20 protein-coding genes are annotated in these 21,341 nt (G+C 60.3%); 5 read left to right on the top strand and 15 right to left on the bottom strand.

Going from position 1 to position 21,341, the window contains the following annotated elements; translation table 11 throughout:
* The first annotated feature begins 65 nt into the window (after window positions 1-65).
* Complete coding sequence (locus FMA36_RS16235; RefSeq protein WP_007396815.1) at window positions 66-671, top strand: glutathione S-transferase family protein; 606 nt, start codon at window positions 66-68, stop codon at window positions 669-671.
* A 78-nt stretch (window positions 672-749) separates the two neighbouring features.
* On the opposite strand, the gene FMA36_RS16240 is transcribed toward FMA36_RS16235, so the two are convergent.
* The 3 genes from FMA36_RS16240 to FMA36_RS16250 all read right to left on the bottom strand — a co-directional run bounded on the left by FMA36_RS16240 (window position 750) and on the right by FMA36_RS16250 (window position 5,614).
* Window positions 750-3,815 carry an efflux RND transporter permease subunit gene (locus tag FMA36_RS16240; RefSeq protein WP_007396816.1) on the bottom strand — a complete coding sequence of 1,022 codons (3,066 nt, stop codon included), beginning with the start codon at window positions 3,813-3,815 and terminating at the stop codon, window positions 750-752.
* Entirely contained in the window at window positions 3,812-4,810 is a 999-nt protein-coding gene (locus tag FMA36_RS16245; RefSeq protein ID WP_007396817.1) for an efflux RND transporter periplasmic adaptor subunit, read from the bottom strand. Before FMA36_RS16245 ends, FMA36_RS16240 begins: the two co-directional genes overlap by 4 nt.
* Window positions 4,811-5,005: 195 nt before the next feature.
* Window positions 5,006-5,614 carry a TetR/AcrR family transcriptional regulator gene (locus tag FMA36_RS16250; RefSeq protein WP_007396818.1) on the bottom strand — a complete coding sequence of 203 codons (609 nt, stop codon included), beginning with the start codon at window positions 5,612-5,614 and terminating at the stop codon, window positions 5,006-5,008.
* Between the two features lie 118 nt (window positions 5,615-5,732).
* On the opposite strand from FMA36_RS16250, the gene FMA36_RS16255 reads away from it, so the two are divergent.
* From FMA36_RS16255 to FMA36_RS16265, 3 genes are all read left to right on the top strand, one after another.
* Complete coding sequence (locus tag FMA36_RS16255) at window positions 5,733-7,247, top strand: efflux transporter outer membrane subunit (RefSeq protein WP_230975727.1); 1,515 nt, start codon at window positions 5,733-5,735, stop codon at window positions 7,245-7,247.
* Window positions 7,244-7,861 (top strand): hypothetical protein, encoded by a 618-nt coding sequence (locus tag FMA36_RS16260; protein ID WP_007396820.1) that lies wholly within the window; start codon window positions 7,244-7,246, stop codon window positions 7,859-7,861. The genes FMA36_RS16255 and FMA36_RS16260 overlap by 4 nt, the downstream gene beginning before the upstream one ends.
* Window positions 7,862-8,024: 163 nt before the next feature.
* Entirely contained in the window at window positions 8,025-8,945 is a 921-nt protein-coding gene (locus FMA36_RS16265; RefSeq protein WP_007396821.1) for a LysR family transcriptional regulator, read from the top strand.
* Between the two features lie 2 nt (window positions 8,946-8,947).
* Here FMA36_RS16265 and FMA36_RS16270 read toward each other — a convergent pair whose 3' ends face one another.
* The 12 genes from FMA36_RS16270 to FMA36_RS16325 form a co-directional block, all read right to left on the bottom strand.
* On the bottom strand, window positions 8,948-9,181 hold the full coding sequence (locus FMA36_RS16270) for a DUF2274 domain-containing protein (RefSeq protein WP_007396822.1): 234 nt from the start codon (window positions 9,179-9,181) through the stop codon (window positions 8,948-8,950).
* A complete protein-coding gene (locus FMA36_RS16275) occupies window positions 9,178-10,353 on the bottom strand; it encodes a TraB/TrbI/VirB10 family type IV secretion system protein (RefSeq protein WP_039998459.1) in 1,176 nt (391 codons plus the stop codon). Before FMA36_RS16275 ends, FMA36_RS16270 begins: the two co-directional genes overlap by 4 nt.
* On the bottom strand, window positions 10,350-11,351 hold the full coding sequence (gene trbG, locus FMA36_RS16280; protein WP_007396824.1) for a P-type conjugative transfer protein TrbG: 1,002 nt from the start codon (window positions 11,349-11,351) through the stop codon (window positions 10,350-10,352). The genes FMA36_RS16275 and trbG overlap by 4 nt, the downstream gene beginning before the upstream one ends.
* Window positions 11,348-12,031 carry a conjugal transfer protein TrbF gene (gene trbF / locus FMA36_RS16285; protein ID WP_007396825.1) on the bottom strand — a complete coding sequence of 228 codons (684 nt, stop codon included), beginning with the start codon at window positions 12,029-12,031 and terminating at the stop codon, window positions 11,348-11,350. The genes trbG and trbF overlap by 4 nt, the downstream gene beginning before the upstream one ends.
* A 5-nt stretch (window positions 12,032-12,036) precedes the next feature.
* A complete protein-coding gene (gene trbL / locus FMA36_RS16290; RefSeq protein WP_007396826.1) occupies window positions 12,037-13,461 on the bottom strand; it encodes a P-type conjugative transfer protein TrbL in 1,425 nt (474 codons plus the stop codon).
* A gap of 5 nt (window positions 13,462-13,466) precedes the next feature.
* Window positions 13,467-14,270 (bottom strand): P-type conjugative transfer protein TrbJ, encoded by an 804-nt coding sequence (gene trbJ / locus FMA36_RS16295; RefSeq protein WP_039998460.1) that lies wholly within the window; start codon window positions 14,268-14,270, stop codon window positions 13,467-13,469.
* Entirely contained in the window at window positions 14,267-16,708 is a 2,442-nt protein-coding gene (trbE, locus tag FMA36_RS16300) for a conjugal transfer protein TrbE (protein ID WP_159263344.1), read from the bottom strand. Before trbE ends, trbJ begins: the two co-directional genes overlap by 4 nt.
* 13 nt (window positions 16,709-16,721) lie before the next feature.
* The gene (locus tag FMA36_RS16305) at window positions 16,722-17,000 is read right to left on the bottom strand and encodes a VirB3 family type IV secretion system protein (RefSeq protein WP_007396829.1); all 279 of its coding nucleotides are present in this window, start codon (window positions 16,998-17,000) and stop codon (window positions 16,722-16,724) included.
* Window positions 17,000-17,332, bottom strand: coding sequence for a TrbC/VirB2 family type IV secretion system protein (locus FMA36_RS16310; RefSeq protein ID WP_039998461.1), 333 nt, complete (start codon window positions 17,330-17,332; stop codon window positions 17,000-17,002). The genes FMA36_RS16305 and FMA36_RS16310 overlap by 1 nt, the downstream gene beginning before the upstream one ends.
* The gene (trbB, locus tag FMA36_RS16315; protein WP_007396831.1) at window positions 17,329-18,306 is read right to left on the bottom strand and encodes a P-type conjugative transfer ATPase TrbB; all 978 of its coding nucleotides are present in this window, start codon (window positions 18,304-18,306) and stop codon (window positions 17,329-17,331) included. The genes FMA36_RS16310 and trbB overlap by 4 nt, the downstream gene beginning before the upstream one ends.
* A gap of 149 nt (window positions 18,307-18,455) precedes the next feature.
* Window positions 18,456-18,887 (bottom strand): ribbon-helix-helix protein, CopG family, encoded by a 432-nt coding sequence (locus FMA36_RS16320; RefSeq protein ID WP_007396833.1) that lies wholly within the window; start codon window positions 18,885-18,887, stop codon window positions 18,456-18,458.
* A gap of 7 nt (window positions 18,888-18,894) precedes the next feature.
* Entirely contained in the window at window positions 18,895-20,895 is a 2,001-nt protein-coding gene (locus FMA36_RS16325; RefSeq protein WP_159263346.1) for a conjugal transfer protein TraG, read from the bottom strand.
* 172 nt (window positions 20,896-21,067) lie between these two features.
* Between FMA36_RS16325 and FMA36_RS16330 the strand changes: the two genes are divergently transcribed.
* On the top strand, window positions 21,068-21,220 hold the full coding sequence (locus tag FMA36_RS16330; RefSeq protein WP_007396835.1) for a hypothetical protein: 153 nt from the start codon (window positions 21,068-21,070) through the stop codon (window positions 21,218-21,220).
* Window positions 21,221-21,341: the final 121 nt, after the last annotated feature.

Below are 21,341 nucleotides of genomic sequence, written 5' to 3' on the forward strand. Positions count from 1 at the left end.
GGTGCTGCCGGGCAAGCTCCGTCTGTCTCCTGCCCTCTTAATTTCCAACCACAGGACACTCCGTGATGCTTCTCTATGATCTGGACGTCTCCGGAAACTGCTACAAGATCCGGCTTTTCGCGGCCCTGACCGATACGAAGCTGGATCTCGTTCCGGTCGATCTCGCAGCAGGTGAGAACCATGATCCGGATTTCCGGAAACTGAACCCGTTCGGGGAAGTCCCGGTTCTGGTGGATGGTGACTTCACACTTCGGGACTCTCAGGCCATCTTGGTTTACCTTGCCGCCCGGCTGGCGGACCGCGCTTGGTGGCCTGAAGACGCCATGTCACAGGCCACCATCACGCAATGGCTTTCAGTGGCGTCGAGCGAGGTGCGCAACGGCCCCAACGCCGCCCGTCTGATCCGGAAATTCGGGTATCCCCTCGATATGGGCACTGCCATGCGCTGGACCGACAAACTCCTGCCGGTGCTTAATGCGCATGTCGAGACACAGGACTGGTTTGCGCTCCGCCGGCCTACAATTGCCGACTGCGCTCTCTTTCCCTACCTTGCACTAGCACCCGAAGGCGGTATCAGCCTTACCCCCTACCCGGCTCTTATGCGCTGGCTCGATCGCGTCCGCGATCTACCGGGTTTTATCCCCGTACCGGGTCTCTACGGAGATTGCTGAGACATGAAGGCAGTTCCTGCCGTTTTGAGGTCATATCACAGCAATATGTGCAGAAAGCAAAGATCTAAGCGGGAAATATCAGCCATGTTCGGCATGAATCGTCCCCAATGACTTCCTCGGCCAGAGAGTATATAACGCTGGCAGAAAAAGGAGTGTCAGCACGGTACCGGCGGCAGTTCCGCCAATCAGAGTAAATGCCAGTGCTCCCCAAAAAATCGACTCAGTCAGTGGAATGAATGCCAGGACTGCCGCCAGGGCCGTCAGGATGACAGGGCGTGCCCGTTGTACCGTGGCTTCGACAACTGCATCGGAAAACTCCATGCCGTCTGCCAGATTAGTGTGGATCTGACCAATCAGAATCAGCGTATTGCGCATCAGGATGCCTGAAAGACCGATGAGACCAAGGATCGCATTAAACCCGAAGGGCTGGTGAAACAGGAGAAGCGTGGGAACCATTCCGATGAGGCCGAGAGGTGCCGTCAGAAAGACCATCGTCATCGCCGATAGAGATCGGGTTTCGACAACGATAACCCCGAGCATGAGCAGAATCATGATCGGAAAAATCGGTGCCATTGCTGCGTTGGCCTTCGCGGACTCTTCGGTATTACCTCCCGTTTCAATACGATACCCTTCTGGAAGGGTCGTTCGCAAAGGCTGCAGCACTTTGTCCAGTCGCGCGGCGACCTCGGGCGGCTGAAGCTGATCATTGATATCCGCCTGCACGGTCATCGTCGGAATGCGATCTCGCCGCCACAGAACAGGCTCTTCGCTGCGATATTCCAGCATGCCGATCTGCCGCAGCGGGATACGACGGCCGTCACCGGCAATGATATCCTGATCGAGAAGCCGGGCCGGGTCTGCACGAGACTGGCCGTCGGAGCGCACGATCAGATCAACCGACCGAATATCCTTGGTAGCCTGGGCCGCGCTTATGCCCTGCAACATAAATCGGGTTTGACGCGAGACAGTGTCAGGTGAGAGACTCAACTGCGCCAGCCTGCTCTGATTCATCACGAAATGCAGGGATGGCTGTTTTTCTCCCCAGTCGGTATTCACCTGCCGCGTCTCGGGATCGGCCCGGACAATATCGCTGACCTGCTGAGCGATATGACTTACTGTTTGGGCGTCCGGCCCCATGACGCGGTACATGATCGGAAAATGCGTATAAGGACCAAAGACGAACTCGGTCGCACGCACCCTGGCCTCTGGCGCCAGGCCCTTCGCGACTTCCTGGCGCAAGCTATCGCGCAGCCTGTCTCTCTGCTTCGCGTTTGCGGTCATAATAACGATTTTTGCAAATGCCGGATCAGGCAGTTCCGGATTATACGCCAGAAAGAACCGGGGAGCGCCCCCACCGATATAGCTTGTGACGCTGAGAGTTTCAGGCTGCTTCTGTAGCCAGTCACTGACTTTCCTTGCTGCTTCGGCCGTGCTTTCGATGGGTGCTCCTTTCGGCATTATTACTTCTGCCAGCAGCTCCGGTCGATCCGAACTGGGAAAAAACTGCTGCCGCACAAATCCCATACCGACAAACGCCAGCACGAACAGGCAGACCACGCCTGCACAGACGGCCTTATTATGAGTTATTACGCTGCGGACCAGCCGCCTGAAACGCTCATACCGTGCGGATTGATACGGTGGCTGCGCATGTGCTGCCCGGAGATCAGGCAGAAATTTGACACCCAGATAAGGCGTAAAAATAACGGCGACAAACCATGACGTGATGAGAGCGAACGCGACGATCCAGAAGATGTTTCCTGCGTATTCACCTGCGGCTGATTGTGCAAAACCGATAGGTGTAAAACCAATGATCGTCACGAGTGTTCCCGCGAGCATCGGTGCCGCCGTGTGAGACCATGCGTAGGACGCGGCCGCAATACGGTTCATGCCCTCCTCAAGCTTCACGACCATCATTTCAATAGCAATGATCGCGTCATCGACAAGAAGTCCAAGTGAGATGATCAGGGCGCCAAGCGTGATCCGATCGAGCGCGCGCCCCGTTACAAGCATGAGGATCATGACGATTGCCAGCGTCAGAGGCACGGCAGCTGCCACAACGAGACCCACACGAAAGCCGAGGCTGATAAAGCTGACCAACATGACGACGCTCAACGCCACGAAGAATTTCAACATGAACTCGCCGACGGCCGCGTGAATATTTTGCGCCTGATTAACGATCCGCGTGAGCGTAATCCCGACCGGCAGGCTCCGGTTGATCCCATCTTCAGCATGAGACAGCGCAGCACCGAGCTTCAGGCCATTCCAGCCAGGCCGCATGACAACATTGAGAACCAGGCTGGACTGGTTGTTATGACGGGTCAGAAAATCCGGTGGTTCCTCATAACCTGTGTGGACCGCCGCGATATCACCCAGTCGAACAGTCCGGCCCCCCACACTGATCGTTGTGTTTCCGATAATGTCCGGTCGCGACAGTGGTTGCCGCGTACGAACATAAATCCGACTGGCACTGGTTTCGACAAAACCCCCATCTACAACATCATTCCGTTCCTGAAGCGTCTGGATAACGTCCGTTACGCTCAGGCCGAGTTCCGCCAGCTTCGAGTGTGAGAGATCGATATACAGCCGCTCCGGCTGCTCCCCGACAATCGCTACTTTTTGGACCCCTGGCACATGCAGAAGCTTCTCTCTCACGGTCTCCGCAGCACGGGTCACCAAGAAGAGCGGAACATCCCTGCCTTCAAGGGTATAAACCGTGAAGACCACGTCGGAATATTCGTCGTTGACGAAGGGGCCAATAGCACCTCGTGGAAGCACATGCGCGCTGTCCCCCAGTTTCTTCCTCGCCTGATAGAACTCCTCCGGCACGGCAGATGGAGGTGTATTGTCCTTGAGGGTGAGCATCATGACCGCCATGCCGGGGCGTGCCATTGTTTCCACCCGGTCATACCAGGTCAGCTCCTGCAAGCGCTTTTCCAGCGGATCGGCAACCAGATCCTGTACCTCCTCTGCTGTAGCGCCTGGCCATAGAACAGTAGCTGTCAGCGTCTTGACGGTAAAACTTGGTTCCTCTGCACGGCCGAGTGCAAAGAAAGCATAGGCACCGGATAGGGCGAGCGCGACGATCAGGAACAGCGTGATCGCCTGTTCCCTAACCGCCCATGCCGAGAGATTGAACGCCTTCATTGCATCTGCGCCTGGTCAGGCGCGATCGTCACAACTTCCCCCGCATGGAGGTCATGGACACCAGCAGCGACCACCTGTAATTCGCCGGAAGCACGCAGGTCGCGCATTCTCTGATCGGGCATTATAACAGCCGCGCTGCCTTCAACACGCCGGAGAGGCACCGGGTGAAACGCGACCTTCTTGTTAGATGGTTCGATGATCCATACGCCCGGTGCGCTTCCCATATCGAAAAGAGCAGAAAGAGGAACGACCATATCGTCGGACAGTGACGATGTCAGCGTAACAGTGAGCGTCTGTCCGATCCGTAAGTTCGTCGGAAAATTCGGGATGATGTACCGTGCGTTCACCGTTCTCGTTGCAGTATCTTCAATAGCGGCGATCTGGCGGAGCGACGCGGCGCGCGTGATGATCTGATCGCTCTTTGCATCTGAAACGATCGCTGAAGAGCCGATAGGAAGATTCATGTCTTCGGGGAGATCAACCGACGCCTCCAGAGGACCGGCTGATGCGAAGGTCAGGACCTGTTGGCCTGCCGATACAACATTACCGGCCTCGGCAAAAACGGAAAGCACCGTACCGTCATGGTCGGCCCTCAAAACCGTATAGTCGTCCCGGTCAGTCGCGATCCTGCGATTGGCGTCCGCCGCCATGAGTTGTGCGTGGAGACTTTCGGCACGACTGCGTATTCCATCGTAGAAAGACTTCGACACGGCGCCCGTCTGATCCAGACCCCGATAACGACGTTCGTCAGCCGCTGCATTCTCCCAGGCCGCACGCAAGGATGCCGCATTAGCGCTCTGGCTAGTCACGTCATGCGCAAGATCGGTTCTGTCGAGGGTCATCAGTACATCACCGCGATGTACGACCTGACCCTCGTCGACCTTCCGGGAAACTATTTTCCCCGCAACACGAAAGGCAAGCGTGGGCTGCACGCGTGCTGCGACGACAGCGGGATATATCGGGGACGAAGAGGTCGTGCTGCCGGGAACAATCACAAGGACGGCACGCGGAGCCGTGCGCGGATCTGACGGCGTATGCCTATTGCAACCAACTACGGGCATGAGGAGCAATATGCCCAGCCACTTCCCGAAAAACCGTCTTCTTGGCGGCATTCAAATTGCTCCCTCGATACATCGTGGGAGCCATCTTCGCCGCGAGTGATTATATTGTCAATTCGTCACTTATTAATTCTATACTGAAAGGCTCCTCAGCACCAGGCCGGCCAGGAGAGAGGCATCCTCAATAAGGGTATTATGATTGAACTCGAGAAGCACGGGATGTCTGACAGGCTGGAGTGCAAGGACCACTCCACGGCAGGCTTCTTCTAGTGGAGTCTTGCGCTCAAACTCTCCTGCGTCCCTGCCATCGGCAATCACCGATCTGACGTGTGACAGCAATTCCGCGTCGAAGTCGGCGGCCGTCGACCAGCCTTCTTCCAGAGCCGCGAGCACAATGTCGTGCATTTTCCGGTCATTGAACAGAAGGTCGATTCCGTCACGGGCAAGGGTCAGAAAGATGAGGCGAAGCCTCTCCGACGCTGGTTTGCCGGAGCCCATGGCATCCTTGACGTCCGCCATCACCCGCTCGTGACACTGGCGACAGATCTCTTCGCCGATAGCCCGTTTGGAATCAAAGAACTTGTAGATATATGCAGTCGAGAGACCGATCGCCTTGGCAAGGTCAGCGACAGTCGTTTTCTTGTATCCATAGTGGCGGAAATGCTCATTGGCGGCATCGAGAATCTGCTCCCGCCGCTCATGGTCTATCGGGCCTCTCTGACCTTTGCCTGCTGACTGCATCCGAACCTCACGTCGAAAAAGGGAACACTTAATTCATACGTTGAGCTACTCACGTTGACAATGAGTGACGATTTATGGAACACGTCATACGCCACACTCCATGCGGCTGCACCAATTCATGACAGAGGTTCCCCAGGTGATTCAGAACCGTACCCTGAAGGAAGGAACGCGTTGCCTTATTTACCCAGGGGCGAGACGCCGCCCCGCCGCAGCCATTATTCGACAGTCGGTATTCGCCGCAGTGATGTCATGCCTGACGGCATGCGCTGTCGGTCCGAACTATCGGACACCACAAATATCGCTTATCCCGTTCCACAATGTCAGCAAAACAGCGTTCTCGATATCTTCCTCGGAGAACGCGGTTTCTTGGTGGAAATCATTTCATGATACAGAACTCGATAAAATTGAGTCCCGAGTGCTTACCCAGAATCTTGATCTGAAGGCAGCCTATGCGAGAGTGCTTCAGGGACGGGCAATCGCGCGCTCAGCAGCCGCACAGATGTTACCAACTCTCGATTTTTCCCCTCAGGTTTCGGCGACAAGATTGTCCGAAGAAGGACTCATCGGTCACATTGTTCGGGAAATTCCACACTTCAATCGGGATTATCGCGAGTACAACGTCGGTGGGGTGGCAAGTTGGGAACTGGACATCGCCGGCGGTTTGAGAAGAGCACACGAAGCCGCACGGGATGAGTTTCAGGCTGCTGAGGCAGAAGGTGATGGTACGAGACTGAGCCTCGCGGCCGAGGCTGCCGATACATACCTCCGCATCCGGGGCGATCAGGCCCGGCTACGCATAGCCAGGGATGTTTTCACCTCCAACCAGAAGATGATGGACCTTATCCGGCAGCGTCGCAGTCGAAATGTTGCCGACGACCGGGAATTGTCCTCTGCTACAGTAGTCGTCGAGGCCGCCCGGCAAAACATGATCGATATAGAAAAAGATGAGGAAACGCAGTCAAACCGACTTGATGTCCTGATGGGAACACAGCCCGGAACATACGCTGTAGAACTCAGGATTTATGCTGAATTACCCGCTGTTCCCGCACCATCCGCGAATGCGCAGCCTCTGGAAGTTCTCCGGCGTCGGCCCGATGTTATCGCCTCGGAAAGAAGACTGGCAGCAAGCAACGCCCGCATCGGCGAGGCTCTGGCAAATTATTATCCAAAAATATCTCTTCAGGGCGCGCTGGGTTTCGAAAGTATGAGCCCGCAACAGCTATTCACTGCGCCTGGATTCCAGCCGACTGCGACAGGAGCATTACGATGGCGCATTTTCGATTTCGGAAAAATATCCAGCGATGTCTCCCGTGCTCGTGGTAGTTACGCAGAGGCGCTCGCCAGCTATCAGGCCACCATGTTACGCGCAGCAGAAGATGTAGAAGATGCATTCTTTCATCTTTCCCAGACACGGCAAGCGATCGCGTCACAAATGCATAATGTTGAAGCGTTGCACCATGCTGCGGCTCTCACATGGCAGTCCTATACAGCGGGCACTCTGGCTCTAAATGATGCCCTTCAAGCAAACATCACCTTATTGAACGCGCAGGATCGACTGGCATCCATGCGGGCAGAAGAGGATCGCGCCGCAGTTGAATGCTTTCGCGCACTTGGGGGAGGCTGGCAGTCGTGAATATTACCGATCGCATCATGAATGTTCTTATCCGGCGCGGCGAAACTCTCACAACGTCATCCGATCTCGATCAAGTGTCGCCTGAATATGATTTCAAAGAACAACATGCAATCAAGGTCAGAAGCGATCAGAACTCATTGTTCAAAATCGCTTTGGCATTCAAGCTGAGGGACGACCCTCTTATCCGTTTCTTCCTTTCGCTACGCTTTCCGGCGCGACGTCTGAAAGCATCTGATGCAACGGATATGTTTGATTTTGAAGATTTTATCGTCCTTCGCGAAATTCCCTCCAAAGAAATCATACGCGGCCTTTTAGGCACATTCGATTCTTCGAATACATCTCCTGTGATGCGATCCCCCTCTGATTTTATCCATTTTACTCGGCCCGGTTTCTATAAAGTGTTTGTATCAATTATGGTAACGTCAATTACAAAAGGCGAGTGCCTCCTAACTACAGAAACGCGAATAAAATGCACAGATAGAAAAACAAAGCGGCTATTTCTTCCCTATTGGATATGCATCCGGTGGGTAAGTGGTATTTTACGGCTACGAATGCTAAATCACATCAAGAAAATTTCTGAACAGGGCGGAGACATTAATGTCTCCGCAAGATGAGTTTTATCAGCGTCATTTTATTTAGCTATGTTTTCGGAGGCGTAACAACACCCAATCACAGGATAAAACTGCCATGTTTATTCTGCCCATCTATGCTCGTTTTATACAATTAACGGACAATACGGTTTTGAAACCATGCCGTGGCAAGATGGTGTGACGGGCCATGCGGCGCCCACCGTTCGATCTGTGGCAACTCCTATGCGTGCGGGCAATCGCCGAGCAAGGCAGTATCCACGGCGCGGCACGTTTCCTGAACACCCGGCAATCGGCCGTCAGCCGCTCCCTGCACAACCTCGAAGAGCGGCTGAATGTCAGGCTGTTCACCCGCTCCCCGGCCGGTGCTACCCCGACAGCCTTCGGTGAAGAATTTATCCTCTGGACCCAGATGATCCTGGATAACGTGGCTGGCATGAACGCCCGCGCTCGGCGGACGGGCAAGGGCGAGAATGGCCAGATCTCCATCGGCATCCAGACCTGCGTCCTGCCTGGACGCCTCTCGGCCTTCACGGCGGAGTTCCGTGCTACGCATCCCGATATCATCTTTCGCTATTCCGAGGGCACAGGCAAGAGACTGGTGCGTCGGCTCCAGCGCGGACAGATCGATTTCGCGGTCGTCACACGTCGCAATCTGACGCCAGTCCTGCGCGTCATGCCCCTTTGGAGCGACCGCATCGTGGCGGCGCTCTCCACCGATCACCCTCTGGCGACACGACGGGAAATCTCATGGCAAGATCTGCGTCATGAAACATTCCTGATCGGACGTGATAATGCCGGTCATGATTTCAAGGAACTTATCCGGCGAAAACTCGGTGAAACCGATATCCATCCCAGAATCCGTCATCATGATATCGGCAGCAATCGGGTTGTCGCACTCGTCCAGAACAAGGAAGGCATCGCGCTACTTCCGGCCTCGTGGCTGCCGCTGATCCGCGATCAGCATGGCCACGACATCGCGATCATAGAAATCCGTGACGCAGGCGGTTCCTCCCATCTGGAATTCGGCATTGTCTGGCGGCCCGACAATGAGAATCCCTGCGCCCAGAGCTTCGCCCGATATATCGAAGCCCATCAGCCGTGGCCGTGAGGCTACTTTTCCGACGATGCTGCTTTTGCCTGCCTCCGCGCCCTGGCGAATCCCTTGTCCGACATCATGAACTGCCGAAGCATGGGCGCGACCAGCCGGGCCGGGTCCATCGCCCCATCGTTGCCGGAAAGAAGTGCCGCATAGGCAAGCAGGTCACGATGGAGGTCGGCGGGTAGCGCCACGGTCATTCTGACCGGTTTCTCATCGGGAAGTTCCCGGATTTTCAGGTCCGTCATCGTATATGTCCTTGATCCCGGTAGGGTTTGAGTAGCAGGTCGTGCCCGACCAGAACGGTAAAGGGCAGCCCCGGCCGATCGGTCAGGGTGGGCTGGACGTTCAGACTGCGATCGATCAGCCGGTTACCGACCATGGAAAACCCGTTGCTGGCGCCAGAACGGATCGCCTGCATCAGGTTGTTCTCGTTCCATGACGTCCCGGCTTCGGAGCCCACGCTGAGCAGGGTCGTGGCCAGGGCGGCTTTGAACAACTGCCCCCAGTGACTGTTCACCTCGTCGGACAGGCCGGACTGGCCAATGGCGTCGCCGCCGGGCAGCTTTTCCAGCACCAGGCTTTCGCCATTCGGGAAAATCAGCCGGGTCCAGATAATCTGGGTGCGCTGCTGCCCGAAGGAGACGCTGCTGTTATAGGCCCCGAACAGCAGGCTGCCCTGTGGGATCAGCAGGAAGCGCCCGGTCGGGCTGTCATAGACGTTCTGGGTCACATGGCCCACGATCTGGCCCGGTAGGTCAGAGCTGATTTTCGTGTTCAGCGCGCCAGCGATCGCCGTGCCCGCCTGGAGAACGTAGGGCGAGACCAGCGGCATGATGCGATCGGGGCTGGTTGTCGCGCGATCCGGCTGCCCTTCCAGGAAGGCAATGTTTCCAGCCTGTGGTCCGTCCGTGGTGGACGCCCGCCCCTGAGAGGCAGGAGCGCCCGGCACGGGTGGCATCGCCTGGTCACTGGCACGGTCGCGCTCCCCCGTCTGCACGAACAGCCGGCTGGCGATCGCCGCCTCGGCCTCCTGCGCGGCGCGGTGGTCTTCGGTACCGGAGGCCGCCTTCCCCTGCCCTTGCGCATGCAGGATGGCGCGCCCGAGATCACCGGGCAACGCTGGCCCGAGTTTCGGCACGTCCTTGCCGATATAATCGGAGGGCAGCCCCGCCAGCCCGTCGGCCGAGGGACGGACATCGGTATCCTGTGTGGCCGACGTGGACGGCGGCCTATGGCTGGCCTGAAGGGCGTAACCCAGCGCGAAGGCCACCGCGACCATGCCGACCCCGCCCAGCGACCAGACCACGGTGCGCGACAGACGCACCACGCGCGGCCGATCGGCCCGCAGACGCAGATCGGGCGGCGGCGTTGCAGCACCTGCGGGATTTTCGCCCACTGTCGGCGCCTGCCCGGTCATGTCCGCCGTCCGTCGGTACGGACGATGCGCACCCGTTGCTCGGAATGCTTGTCGCCCAGCCGCAGTTCGGCGGCGGCAAACAGGCGATCCACGATCATCCAGTTCTGCCGCACCCGGTAATTGACCAGTTCCGGCCCACCATCGGCCCCCAGCACAAAGAGCGGGGGCAGTTCCCCCTGCCCGATCCCGGATGGGAAAGCGATATAGACCTTATGCCCATTATCGAAAGCCCGGCTGGGTAACCAGGGCGGTGTGGCGCCTTTCACCGGCTGGATGGCGTAACGGAAATTCAGCGCGTCGAGATCCAAACCCACGTCCACAGGAGCAATGTCATCGGCCGCATCGTTTTGCCGGTGCAGGGCGATCAAATCATCCTCGGGATAGTCCCACGATACCGACGCCATATACGTCACCGGCGTGGAGCGCAGTTCGGCGAGATAGGTGCGCCGATCCGTATTGACGATCAGGTTGGTAGCCAGGTCCGGCCGGGTCGGCTTGACCAGGATATGGATGCGCTTCGTGGCCCCCGCCCCGCTCTCGGTATCGCCGATGATCCAGCGCACGGTATCGCCAGCGGCCACCGGCCCGGTGCCGACCAGCTTTTCACCCTGCTGGAGCATGATATCGGTGATCTCACCGGGCGAGGCATAGACCTGATAGAGCGCGCCGGCAGAATAGGGATAGACCTGCACCGCGTTCACATAACCGGCCCGCGTCGGCTGGATACGCGCCGCCAGATTGGCCTGCGTCACGCGCACGGTCGGGTCGGCGACTTCGGGCACCGGATGGGCCGTGCGTCGTGGCGGCAGCGGCTTGAGCTGGCCCGGCAGGGGAAGGATTTTTGGAACCTCCACGACCTGCACCGGCTTCGGCGGATCGGGCTGGCGCAGGGCCTGAGCGGCATCATCGTAGCGGATGATCGGCGGGTGGTAATGCTGCGCGCAGCCTGCAAGAGGCAGGACAAACAGCGGGAGGAAACGAAGAGCACGACGGATCATTGGCCCAGCTCCTTCGACCAGTTGATGGCGGAGACGTAGATACCCAGAGGATTTTTCCGCAGATGATCGGCGTCACGCGGTGTGCGCAGGACGACCGAGACGATGGCGGTCCAGCGCTCGGTGCCAACAAAAGCGCCGTCGCGGTAATGGCGCTCGCTCCAGGCCACACGAAAGCTGCCGGGCGAGGCCCGGATCACCGAGGCGATATCCACCTCGACCTGCTCGTGCCCGATCCGCGAGAACGGATCGTTGAGGCGGGCATAATCGTTCAGCGCCTGCGCGCCCGACGTGGTGGTGAAATCATAGGACCGCAGCCAGTTCTGCCGGACTACCACAGGGTCCGACGACAGGGCGCGCACGTCGTGGACGAACTGCGCCAGATACCAGGCGATCTGCGGATCGGCGGGCATATAGCCCGCTGTCGCGGGGGCCACGACCTGCGTCTGCCCCAGCCGGTCCACCTGCACCACCCACGGCGTGATGGTGCCGCGCGCGGACTGCCAGACCAGCCCGGCCCCGAGCCCTGCCGAGAGAAAGAGCGATCCGAACGTCATCAGCCGCCAGTTTCTTGCCTGGACGCGGGCGGAACCGATCCGTTCGTCCCAAACCTGCGCTGCTTTCTGATAGGGCGTCACGGGTTCGGGCGTGGTCCCGTAGCGGGTGGTGGAGCGACGGAACATCGTCCTCATTCCTTTTCCGAGAGATCAATGGACGCCGAGCCACTGCCGCCGTCGGCCGAGCGGATGATGTGGGCGGCCTCGGCGGCATGGGTTGCGGCATTGCGACGCTTCATCTTCTGAGCCCAGCGGGGCGGTTCACCAGAACCGCCACCATCTCCACCAGATGGACCATCACCGGCAGGGCCACCTCCCGAGGGGCCGCCGCCACCAGCTGGACCACCCCCACCCGATGGAGACGGCCCGCTGCCACCGGTTTCGTCACCCTCTCCACCGCCCATCCCGCGCGCGGCCCAGCGTCCACCGGCGGCGTAGCTTTCTTTGAGGGATGAACCGGCACGTGATGCCGCCCCTTTGACGGCATTCGCGACGTTCCCGCCGACGGCCCGGCCCATGCCTCCGATCCCGGCGGCCATGCTGCCCGCGCCGCCAGACGCGCCTGCGGCTCCCGCCGAATAGGCGGACGTGGCGGCCCCGGCGATCGCGGCCCCTCCCCGTGCGGCGGCAGCCGTGGCGCCGAGGGCTGCGGCGCCACCGGATGCGACAGCCCCGACACCCGCAACAGCCGCAGCGCCCATGGCACCGACGGCCATGCCGGTCCCTACGGCCGCGCCAGCCCCAAGCTGGGGGGCACCGGAGATCAGCCCGTTGGCGATGCTGCCGCCATAGATGGACAGACCGACGATCGACACCGACGCCAGCACGACCGAGACCGCCTGGCCAATCGTGGGAACCGCGTCGCCATAGGAGGTGTTGAACTGCCGGAACAGGACGGACGCGATGGCGGAGATCACCGCCAGCACCATCACCTTCACGCCCGACGACACAACATTGCCCAGCACCTTCTCGGCCAGAAACGCCGTCCGGTTGAACAGGGCGAACGGGATCAGCACGAAACCAGCGAGGCTGGTCAACTTGAACTCGATCAGGGCCACGAAAAGCTGCACGGCCAGGATGAAGAACGCTGCCAGCACGATCAACCAGGACAGGCACAGCACAAAAATCTGGATGAAGTTTTTGAAAAATGCGACAGGGCCGAGAAGATTATGAACGGACTCCAGCAGCGGCTGGGCCGCATCGAACCCCGTCGCGGCCAGTCGGCCGGGATGGAGGAAATCCGAAAGTGGCAGACTTCCGCCACCGGCCCTGAGACCCATGGCGGCGAAACTGTCGAACACCACCTTCGCAAGATGGTCGAAATTGTTGATCAGGAACGCGAAGAACCCGATATACAGCGTCTTCTTCACCAGACGCTGGATGATGTCCTCATCAGCCGCCCAGGCCCAGAACAGTCCGGCAAGGGCGACGTCCAGCACGGATAATGACCCCGCCAGTGAGATGACATTTCCTTTCAGAAGGCCGAAGCCACTGTCGATCGTGGTCGTGAAGGTATTGAGGAAAGTGTCGATAACACCGACATCGTTCGTGGCCATGACCGTCAGTTCCCACTGCCGCCGAACATGGACACCGTGCCCGGCACGTAGGCGTCATGCTGCGAGAAATGCTGATACTGCGCGTCACTTTCTGCTTCTGTCGCGGCATCGCGCGACTGTTGCAGGGCCATGGCACGCCCGTTCGCGGCCAGTTCCGCCTGGATGTCGGACAGTTGCCGGGATTGCAGGGCCAGAAGCTGATTGCCCGCCTGCGCGGCCTGTAACGCCCCGGTGGAAGTCTGGCTGGCGGAAACCAGTTGCGTCATGGCCGAACTATCGCTCGGGATGTTTCCTACCACCCGCGCCTGCAATTTCAGGGCGTCCTCAAACCCGCCGACGGAATTCTGCCACCGCGTCTGTGCCTGGCTGAACAGGGCGCCGTCAGACATGCCGGCCGAGACGGACGTGTACGCCTGCTGATACTGCTGCTCGACCGACTGCACGCTGTAGGCGATGTTCTGCGCCTGCGCGAGCAGTGCCGTCGTCTGCGAAATCGTTGATTGCAGGGTCGACAATGTCGAAAGTGGCAGGCTCGCGAGATTGCGCCCCTGGTTGACCAGCATCTGCGCCTGATTGGCGAGGGACGTGATCTGGTTGTCGATCTGCTGGAGGGTCCGGGCCGCGATCAGCACGTTCTCGACGTGGTTTGCACCGTCATACACCGCCCACTGGGCATGGGCCGGATGCAAGGGAGAGAATGTCCCGCCAACCGCCAGCATTGCAGAGGTAAAAAGGACACCTCGTCGGAAATGTTTTTCGCTCGCACGACCGAAAAATTCAGCCCAAAGCCGGAAAGATTTTTCAATCATGGCACGCCCTCTGGTCCACGATCATCGCGCAACAGATCTGCCGCCCACATGACGCCACGCGCCTCGAACCACGCGGGGAGAAAACCATTCCGTCCATGCTCCGCCAGCACCGCGTCGATCAGCTTGTGGTCGTCCTTGCCGGATGCCGCGCACAGGGCGAGTGCTACCGGCCCGAGCCCCAGTTCGAACAGACGGTTGCCACGCTGGGCCTGACAGTAATACTCCCGCTTCGAGGCCGCACGGGCGATGATGGCGATCTGCCGCTCGTTCAGCCCGAAATCCCGATAGATCGTGGCGATCTGCGGCTCGATCGCCCGCTCGTTCGGCAGGAAGATCCGCGTCGGGCAGCTTTCCACCACTGCTGGCGCGATCGGACTGTTGGCGATGTCGGACAGGGATTGGGTCGCGAAAATCACCGACGCATTCTTCTTGCGCAGGGTTTTCAGCCACTCCCGTAGCTGGCCGGCGAAATCCCCGTCATCCAGCACCAGCCAGCCCTCGTCGATGACCAGCAGCGTTGGGCGACCATCCAGACGGCCTTCGATGCGATGGAACAGGTAGGACAACACGGAAGAGGCTGCGCCAGAACCGATCAGACCTTCGGTCTCGAACACCACCACGTCGGCTTCACCCAGCCGCTCGGCGTCTGCATCGAGCAGGCGGCCATAGGGACCACCAAGGCAGTAGGGCGCCAGGGCCTGCTTCAGGACGTTGGACTGGAGGAGTGCCACCAGACCGGAGATCGTGCGTTCATGGTCGGGCGATGACGCGAGGGAATTCAGGGCCGACCAGAGATGGGCTTTGACGTCCGGCGTCAGCGTCACCCCCTCGCCGACAAGGATCTGCCCCAGCCATTCGGTAGCCCATTTGCGTTCATCGGGCTCATCAATCCCTGCCAGCGGCTGGAGCGAAACGGCGGGGTGGCCGTCATCATCCGTCAGGCCACCGCCGAGATCGTGCCAGTCCCCGCCCATCGCCAGCGTCGCGGCCCGCATCGAACCACCGAAATCGAAAGCGAACACCTGCGATCCTGTATAGCGGCGGAACTGGAGCGCCATCAGCGCCAGCAGCACCGACTTTCCGGCCCCTGTCGGGCCTGCAATCAGCGTGTGACCCACATCACCAACGTGGAGGCTGAAACGAAACGGTGTGGCACCGGCCGTTTTGCCGTAGAACAGAGGTGCCGCCTTGAAATGCCCATCCTGCTCCGGTCCCGCCCACACGGCGGAAAGCGGGATCATATGCGCAAGATTCAACGTCGAGACAGGTGGCTGGCGCACATTGGCGTAGACATGACCGGGCAAAGAACCCAGCCACGCTTCCACCGCATTGAGGCTTTCCGCCATGCAGGTGAAATCGCGGCCCTGGATGATCTTTTCGACCAAACGGAGCTTTTCTGTAGCGATGGAAGCGGAACCATCCCAGACTGTTACCGTGGCGGTGATGTAGGCCTGCCCGACGTCATCAGCACCGAGGGACTGCAAGGCAAGGTCCGCATCCGCCGCCTTGTTGGCGGCGTCGTTATCCACGAGAACCGACGCCTCGTTGGTCATCACCTCCCGAACAATCGCCGTAATGCTCTTGCGCTTTGCGAACCACTGGCGACGGATTTTCGTCAGCACCTTTGTGGCGTCGGTCTTGTCGAGCAGGATGGCACGAGTGGACCAGCGATACGGCATCGCCAGCCGGTTCAGGTCATCCAGGATTCCGGGGAAGGTCCGTGACGGGAAACCGGTAATGGTCAGGGTTTTCAGATAAGCATCGCCGAGCTTCGGCTCCAGACCACCCGACAGCGGCTGGTCCACCAGCAGCGCATCCAGATGCATGGGAATTTCCGGCACCCTGACGCGCTGGTTCCGTGTCGAAATGGTGGAATGGAGATACGTTAGCGTTTCGCCGTCATTGAGCCATGCCGCTTCAGGCATGAACCCGTCCAGCAGGGCAAGCATCCGATCCGTGCGGTCCACGAACGTATGGAGCATGCCATGCGGATCCGGTCCCTCCCGCTCCCGGCCCTCATAGAGAAACCGTTCGGCACGGCCTGATGATTCCGCAGGCGGCAACCAGACCAGCGTCAGGAAATACTGGCTCTCGAAATGCACGCCCTCATCCTCGAACTGCTCATGACGTTCGAGATCGACCATCTGGCTGGCCGCATCGGGGAAATCGCTGTCGGGATATACTGTCGCGGGCACGCGCTGCGCCTCGACGAACATCGCCCAGCCCGAGCCCAGACGGCGCAGGGCATTGTTCAGCCTGCCAGTGACTCCAACCAGTTCCGCTGGTGTGGCACTGTCCAGATCGGGACCACGAATTTTTGCCGTGCGCTGGAATGAACCGTCCTTGTTCAGGACCACACCCTGTTCCATGAGCGCGGCCCATGGGAGAAAATCCGACAGGAGGGCAGCACGGTTGCGATATTCGCCAAGGGACATCATCGCCCTGCCCTCCCTATGACCGCAGCCAGGCGGGGTAACGGAGATGTCGCCGTCCCACCTCGACGAACTGCGGATCGCGTTTGGCACCCCAGACCGCGAGCCCGTGCCCGACGATCCAGAACACGGCTCCAACCAGCCAGAGCCGCAGCCCCAGCGAGATCGCAGCCCCCAGCGTACCGTTGGCGATCGCCAGCGTACGGGGTGCGCCACCCAGCAGGATCGGATCGGTCAGGGAGCGATGCACCGGGACATGAAAACCCGGCACCGCGTCATCGTCATATCCGGCGGCCATCAGATCAGTGCTCCACCCGAGAAGGAGAAGAACGACAGAAAGAACGAGCTGGCCGCAAAAGCGATGGACAGGCCGAAGACGATCTGGATCAGGCGACGGAAGCCGCCGGATGTTTCGCCAAAGGCCAGGGTCAGGCCGGTCACGGTGATGATGATCACCGACACGATGCGCGCCACCGGTCCCTGCACCGATTCCAGAATCTGGTTGAGCGGTTCCTCCCACGGCATGTCCGACCCGGACGCCAGGGCCGAGGAACACCACACCACGGACAACAGCAGCATGGCGGAAAGGACAGGCGCGTGTCGACGCACGCGGATTATGGCATGGGTCATTGAGGTTCTCCCGGATGCTGGAAGGGATGGATGCGATAGGCGCCTGTGGCGGGATCAAGCCCATCCACCGTGGCGAGTTCGGACAACCGGCGCTGCACGCCCCGTCCGGACAGGACGGCGATCACGTCGATCGTCTCTGCAATCAGCGCGCGGGGCACGGTGACGACGATCTCCTGGATCAGTTGCTCCATGCGGTGCAGGGCACCTATGGCGGTGCCCGCATGCAGCGTGCCGATGCCGCCGGGATGGCCTGTGCCCCATGCCTTGAGCAGATCCAGTGCCTCGGGACCGCGCACCTCACCAATCGGGATACGATCAGGCCGCAGGCGCAGGGCCGAGCGCACCAGTTCGGACAGGGTCACGATGCCGTCGCGCGTACGGAGCGAGACAAGGTTGGGCGCAGCACATTGCAGTTCGCGCGTATCTTCGATCAGCACGACCCGGTCGTCGGTTTTCGCAACCTCGGCCAGCAGGGCGTTGACCAGCGTGGTCTTGCCGGTGGACGTGCCGCCAGCGACCAGGATGTTCTTTCTCTCGGCAACGGCCTGGCGCAGGAAATGTGCTTGCCCCTCAGTCATGATCCCGGCCTCGACATAGTCGTCGAGGGTGAACACCGCGACGGCGGGCTTGCGGATCGCGAAGCACGGAGCCGTCACCACAGGTGGCAGCAGTCCCTCAAACCGCTCACCGGTCGGGAGTTCGGCCGAGACACGCGGCGCACCGTCATGCACCTCGGCTCCGACATGGTGGGCGACCAGACGCACGATGCGCTCGGCATCGGCAGGTGTGATGGTTTCCCCCGTGTCGGACAGCCCCTCGGACAGGCGGTCGATCCAGAGCCGCCCGTCGGGATTGAGCATGACCTCGACCACGGCCGGATCAGCAAGGTGCCCCGCAATCGCTGGTCCCATCGCCGTGCGCAGCATGGAAATCCCACGTTGTCGGGCGCCACTCTCAATCGATGTAACCGCCATGGAAGCCCCCCGTCCATTTGGGTCATCCGGCCTTTCCGGACGACGACGGGGATCATTAGAGAGTGTTGTTTTCTCCCGTTTTCAACAGCATTTTCCTGCGATCGTACAGGATCGTAACGGATGCGGTTTTTACTTGCTGGCTGCGGACATCATGATTCCGATGTGGGAGGTACATCCTCCGGGATCTCATGCCGAAAGAACGGCCCCCGGCTGAGTCGTCGGCCAAGGGCAGCCACGAACGCTTCGTAGCGTTCCGCCCCCTGCGCCCGCGCCGCCGCTGCAGCCGGTTCCGGCAAGGGCGGACTGACCGTCATCCAGTAGCGGATGAACAGCGCCAGCGTCTCAAGGCTGATCCCGAGATCGCGCTCCATACGGGCGACCTGCCGGTCGAGGCGGTCCAGCCTGCGACTCATCGCCGCTTCCCGCCGCTCATCAGCATCGGGCGATAGGAAGGATGCGATGGCCGCTTCCGCCACCAAGGAGAGGGACAGATCGCGCCGCGCCGCATGGGCTGTCAGGGCGTCCAGCAGCTTGGGTTCCAGATAGACCGACAGCCGCGCCTTTTTCGGGGATGTCCTCATTGCGCCCTCACAGCCCGAGATCGTTGCCACGGTCGAGACCAGCCTGCCGGGCAATCCGCGTCAGGTCGGCACGATCCCGCGCTTCCGGATCCGGTGGCAGTTCCTCGCCAAAGAGGTCAGGCGCTGTGGGCTTCCTGTGCTTGCCGATATCCGCTGGGTCATGCTCGCGCGACCATTTCCGTCCCGTGTCGAGGGATTCATCACTATCGGCATCGCCGGGTTTATCCGGTGCCGCCGACGCCCCCGCCTGCTCCGGTGGCGGGGTGACAGGAGACGGACGACCACTCCAGTCATCGGGCCGGACAGGCCGGAGCAATTGCGTGGGATCGGGCGGCGGCAGGACGCGCTCGACGAAGCGGCGATCCCGGAAATACCGCGCTTTCCGTGCGCGGATCGGTGGACACCCCGCCACCATGACGACTTCCTCCCGTGCCGGGATCTGCATGACTTCGCCCACCGTCATCAGGGGCCGCGCACTCTCCTGCCGTGATACCATGAGATGCCCGAGCCAGGGCGACAGCCGGTGCCCGGCATAGTTCTTCTGCGACCGGATTTCGGTGGCCACACCCAGCCCATCGGACACCCGCTTCGCGGTGCGTTCATCGTTCGTGGCGAAACTGACCCTGACGTGACAATTGTCCAGGATGCTGTTGTTCTGGCCGTATGCCTTGTCGATCTGGTTAAGGGATTGCGCGATCAGGAACGCCTTGATCCCGTAGCCCGCCATAAAGGCCAGCGCGCTCTCGAAGAAATCCAGCCGGCCAAGAGCAGGAAACTCGTCGAGCATCAGCAGCAGGCGACGCCGCCCCTCCCGGCCAGACAGATCCTCCGTCAGTCTCCGCCCGATCTGGTTGAGGATCAGGCGGATCAGCGGTTTGGTGCGGCTGATATCCGAAGGCGGGATGACGAAATACAGGGAGACGGGCTGCTCGCCCTCCAGCAGGTCACCGATCCGCCATTCGCAGCGACTGGTCACGGTAGCCACCACCGGATCACGGTAGAGGCCGAGAAACGACATGGCGGTGGACAGCACGCCGGAGCGCTCGTTATCTGATTTGTTGAGCAGCTCCCGCGCCGCCGAGGCCACGACGGGATGCGGTCCCTTCCCGTCCAGATGGTTCGTGCGCATCATGGCCGACAGGGTCGCCTCGATCGACCGCTTGGGGTCGGAGAGAAATTTCGCCACCCCGGCGAGCGTCTTGTCGTCCTCGGCATAGAGCACATGCAGGATCGCACCGACCAGCAGGGCATGGGAGGTTTTCTCCCAGTGATTGCGCCGTTCCAGCGACCCTTCGGGATCGACCAGAATGTCGGCGATGTTCTGCACGTCGCGGACCTCCGACGCCCCGCGTCGGACCTCCAGCAGCGGATTGTAGGCCGAGGACGCCGGATTGGTGGGATCGAACAGCAGCACCCGCCCGAAGCGATTCCGGAAACCGGCCGTAATCTGCCAGTTCTCGCCCTTGATGTCATGGATGATGGCCGAACCCGGCCAGGTCAGGAGCGTGGGGATCACCATCCCCACACCCTTGCCGGTGCGCGTCGGCGCGAAGGTCAGGACGTGCTCGGGACCGTCATGTCGGAGATAGGCCCGGCGGTATTTGCCCAGCACCACGCCATCCTCGCCCAGCAGTCCGGCCGCGCGGATTTCCGCGTCCTCGGCCCAGCGGGCGGAGCCATAGGTCGCGGCCCGCTTTGCCTCACGGGCGCGGTGGACGGACAGCGCCACGGCCGCTGCAAAAGCCAGCACCCCGCCGGAACCCGCGATCCAGGCGCCGCGCGCGAAGACCGCCGGCACGTAGGCGTCGAACTCATACCACCACCAGAAAAAAAGCGGCGGAGCGTAGACCGGCCAACGATGCAGAACCGTGAACCACGGTTGACCGAGTTCCGGTTGGAACGCCAGTTCCCAGGCCGTCCATTGAGTGGCCGTCCACCAGGACAGCACGATCATGGACAGGACCACGAGCGCCTGTCCCCACTGGATACGTGTTCCCGGCTGGTCCATCGATCCCTCCCCTTGTCATGGGAGACAGCGAAGAACCGGGATTTTCCGAGAAGCAAGCGTCCTGTGTCACCTGTCGTACCAGTGCGTACAGGAGCGAAAAAATACTTGCACGTTGCGGACTACAGCCAAACCCGCACATCATGCGCAGAATAACCCCGGAAGGAGTCGAGCCATGACCGGATCATCGCCCCTCTTCCCCCCGTCTGACGATACCGTCGATCAGCAATGCACGGAGGAACAGCGGAAGCTCGACCATGTGATTGATGCGGTGAACGCATTGCACACAGGGCACGGCTTCCTGAGCGATGAATTTCCAACGCTTTGAACTGCCCGCCATAGTCACTCTGGCCAAGGCGCTTGACGGGCAATATAAAGAAAAAGGCCCGCCTTTCGGCGGGCCTTAATATATCCTTGGACGATGAGGGGGGGCATAAGCCCGCGTTCTC

It is taken from the genome of Komagataeibacter xylinus (genome assembly GCF_009834365.1).
Lineage (GTDB): Bacteria > Pseudomonadota > Alphaproteobacteria > Acetobacterales > Acetobacteraceae > Komagataeibacter > Komagataeibacter xylinus_D.

Bases quoted from the DNA above. Each gene is read 5' to 3' on its own strand.
- FMA36_RS16235 (WP_007396815.1), top strand. From the start codon at position 66: ATGCTTCTCTATGATCTGGACGTCTCCGGAAACTGCTACAAGATCCGG.
- FMA36_RS16240 (WP_007396816.1), bottom strand. From the start codon at position 3,815: ATGAAGGCGTTCAATCTCTCGGCATGGGCGGTTAGGGAACAGGCGATC.
- FMA36_RS16250 (WP_007396818.1), bottom strand. From the start codon at position 5,614: ATGCAGTCAGCAGGCAAAGGTCAGAGAGGCCCGATAGACCATGAGCGG.
- FMA36_RS16255 (WP_230975727.1), top strand. From the start codon at position 5,733: ATGACAGAGGTTCCCCAGGTGATTCAGAACCGTACCCTGAAGGAAGGA.
- FMA36_RS16265 (WP_007396821.1), top strand. From the start codon at position 8,025: ATGCGGCGCCCACCGTTCGATCTGTGGCAACTCCTATGCGTGCGGGCA.
- FMA36_RS16270 (WP_007396822.1), bottom strand. From the start codon at position 9,181: ATGACGGACCTGAAAATCCGGGAACTTCCCGATGAGAAACCGGTCAGA.
- FMA36_RS16275 (WP_039998459.1), bottom strand. From the start codon at position 10,353: ATGACCGGGCAGGCGCCGACAGTGGGCGAAAATCCCGCAGGTGCTGCA.
- trbG (WP_007396824.1), bottom strand. From the start codon at position 11,351: ATGATCCGTCGTGCTCTTCGTTTCCTCCCGCTGTTTGTCCTGCCTCTT.
- trbF (WP_007396825.1), bottom strand. From the start codon at position 12,031: ATGTTCCGTCGCTCCACCACCCGCTACGGGACCACGCCCGAACCCGTG.
- trbL (WP_007396826.1), bottom strand. From the start codon at position 13,461: ATGGCCACGAACGATGTCGGTGTTATCGACACTTTCCTCAATACCTTC.
- trbJ (WP_039998460.1), bottom strand. From the start codon at position 14,270: ATGATTGAAAAATCTTTCCGGCTTTGGGCTGAATTTTTCGGTCGTGCG.
- trbE (WP_159263344.1), bottom strand. From the start codon at position 16,708: ATGATGTCCCTTGGCGAATATCGCAACCGTGCTGCCCTCCTGTCGGAT.
- FMA36_RS16305 (WP_007396829.1), bottom strand. From the start codon at position 17,000: ATGGCCGCCGGATATGACGATGACGCGGTGCCGGGTTTTCATGTCCCG.
- FMA36_RS16310 (WP_039998461.1), bottom strand. From the start codon at position 17,332: ATGACCCATGCCATAATCCGCGTGCGTCGACACGCGCCTGTCCTTTCC.
- trbB (WP_007396831.1), bottom strand. From the start codon at position 18,306: ATGGCGGTTACATCGATTGAGAGTGGCGCCCGACAACGTGGGATTTCC.
- FMA36_RS16320 (WP_007396833.1), bottom strand. From the start codon at position 18,887: ATGAGGACATCCCCGAAAAAGGCGCGGCTGTCGGTCTATCTGGAACCC.
- FMA36_RS16325 (WP_159263346.1), bottom strand. From the start codon at position 20,895: ATGGACCAGCCGGGAACACGTATCCAGTGGGGACAGGCGCTCGTGGTC.
- FMA36_RS16330 (WP_007396835.1), top strand. From the start codon at position 21,068: ATGACCGGATCATCGCCCCTCTTCCCCCCGTCTGACGATACCGTCGAT.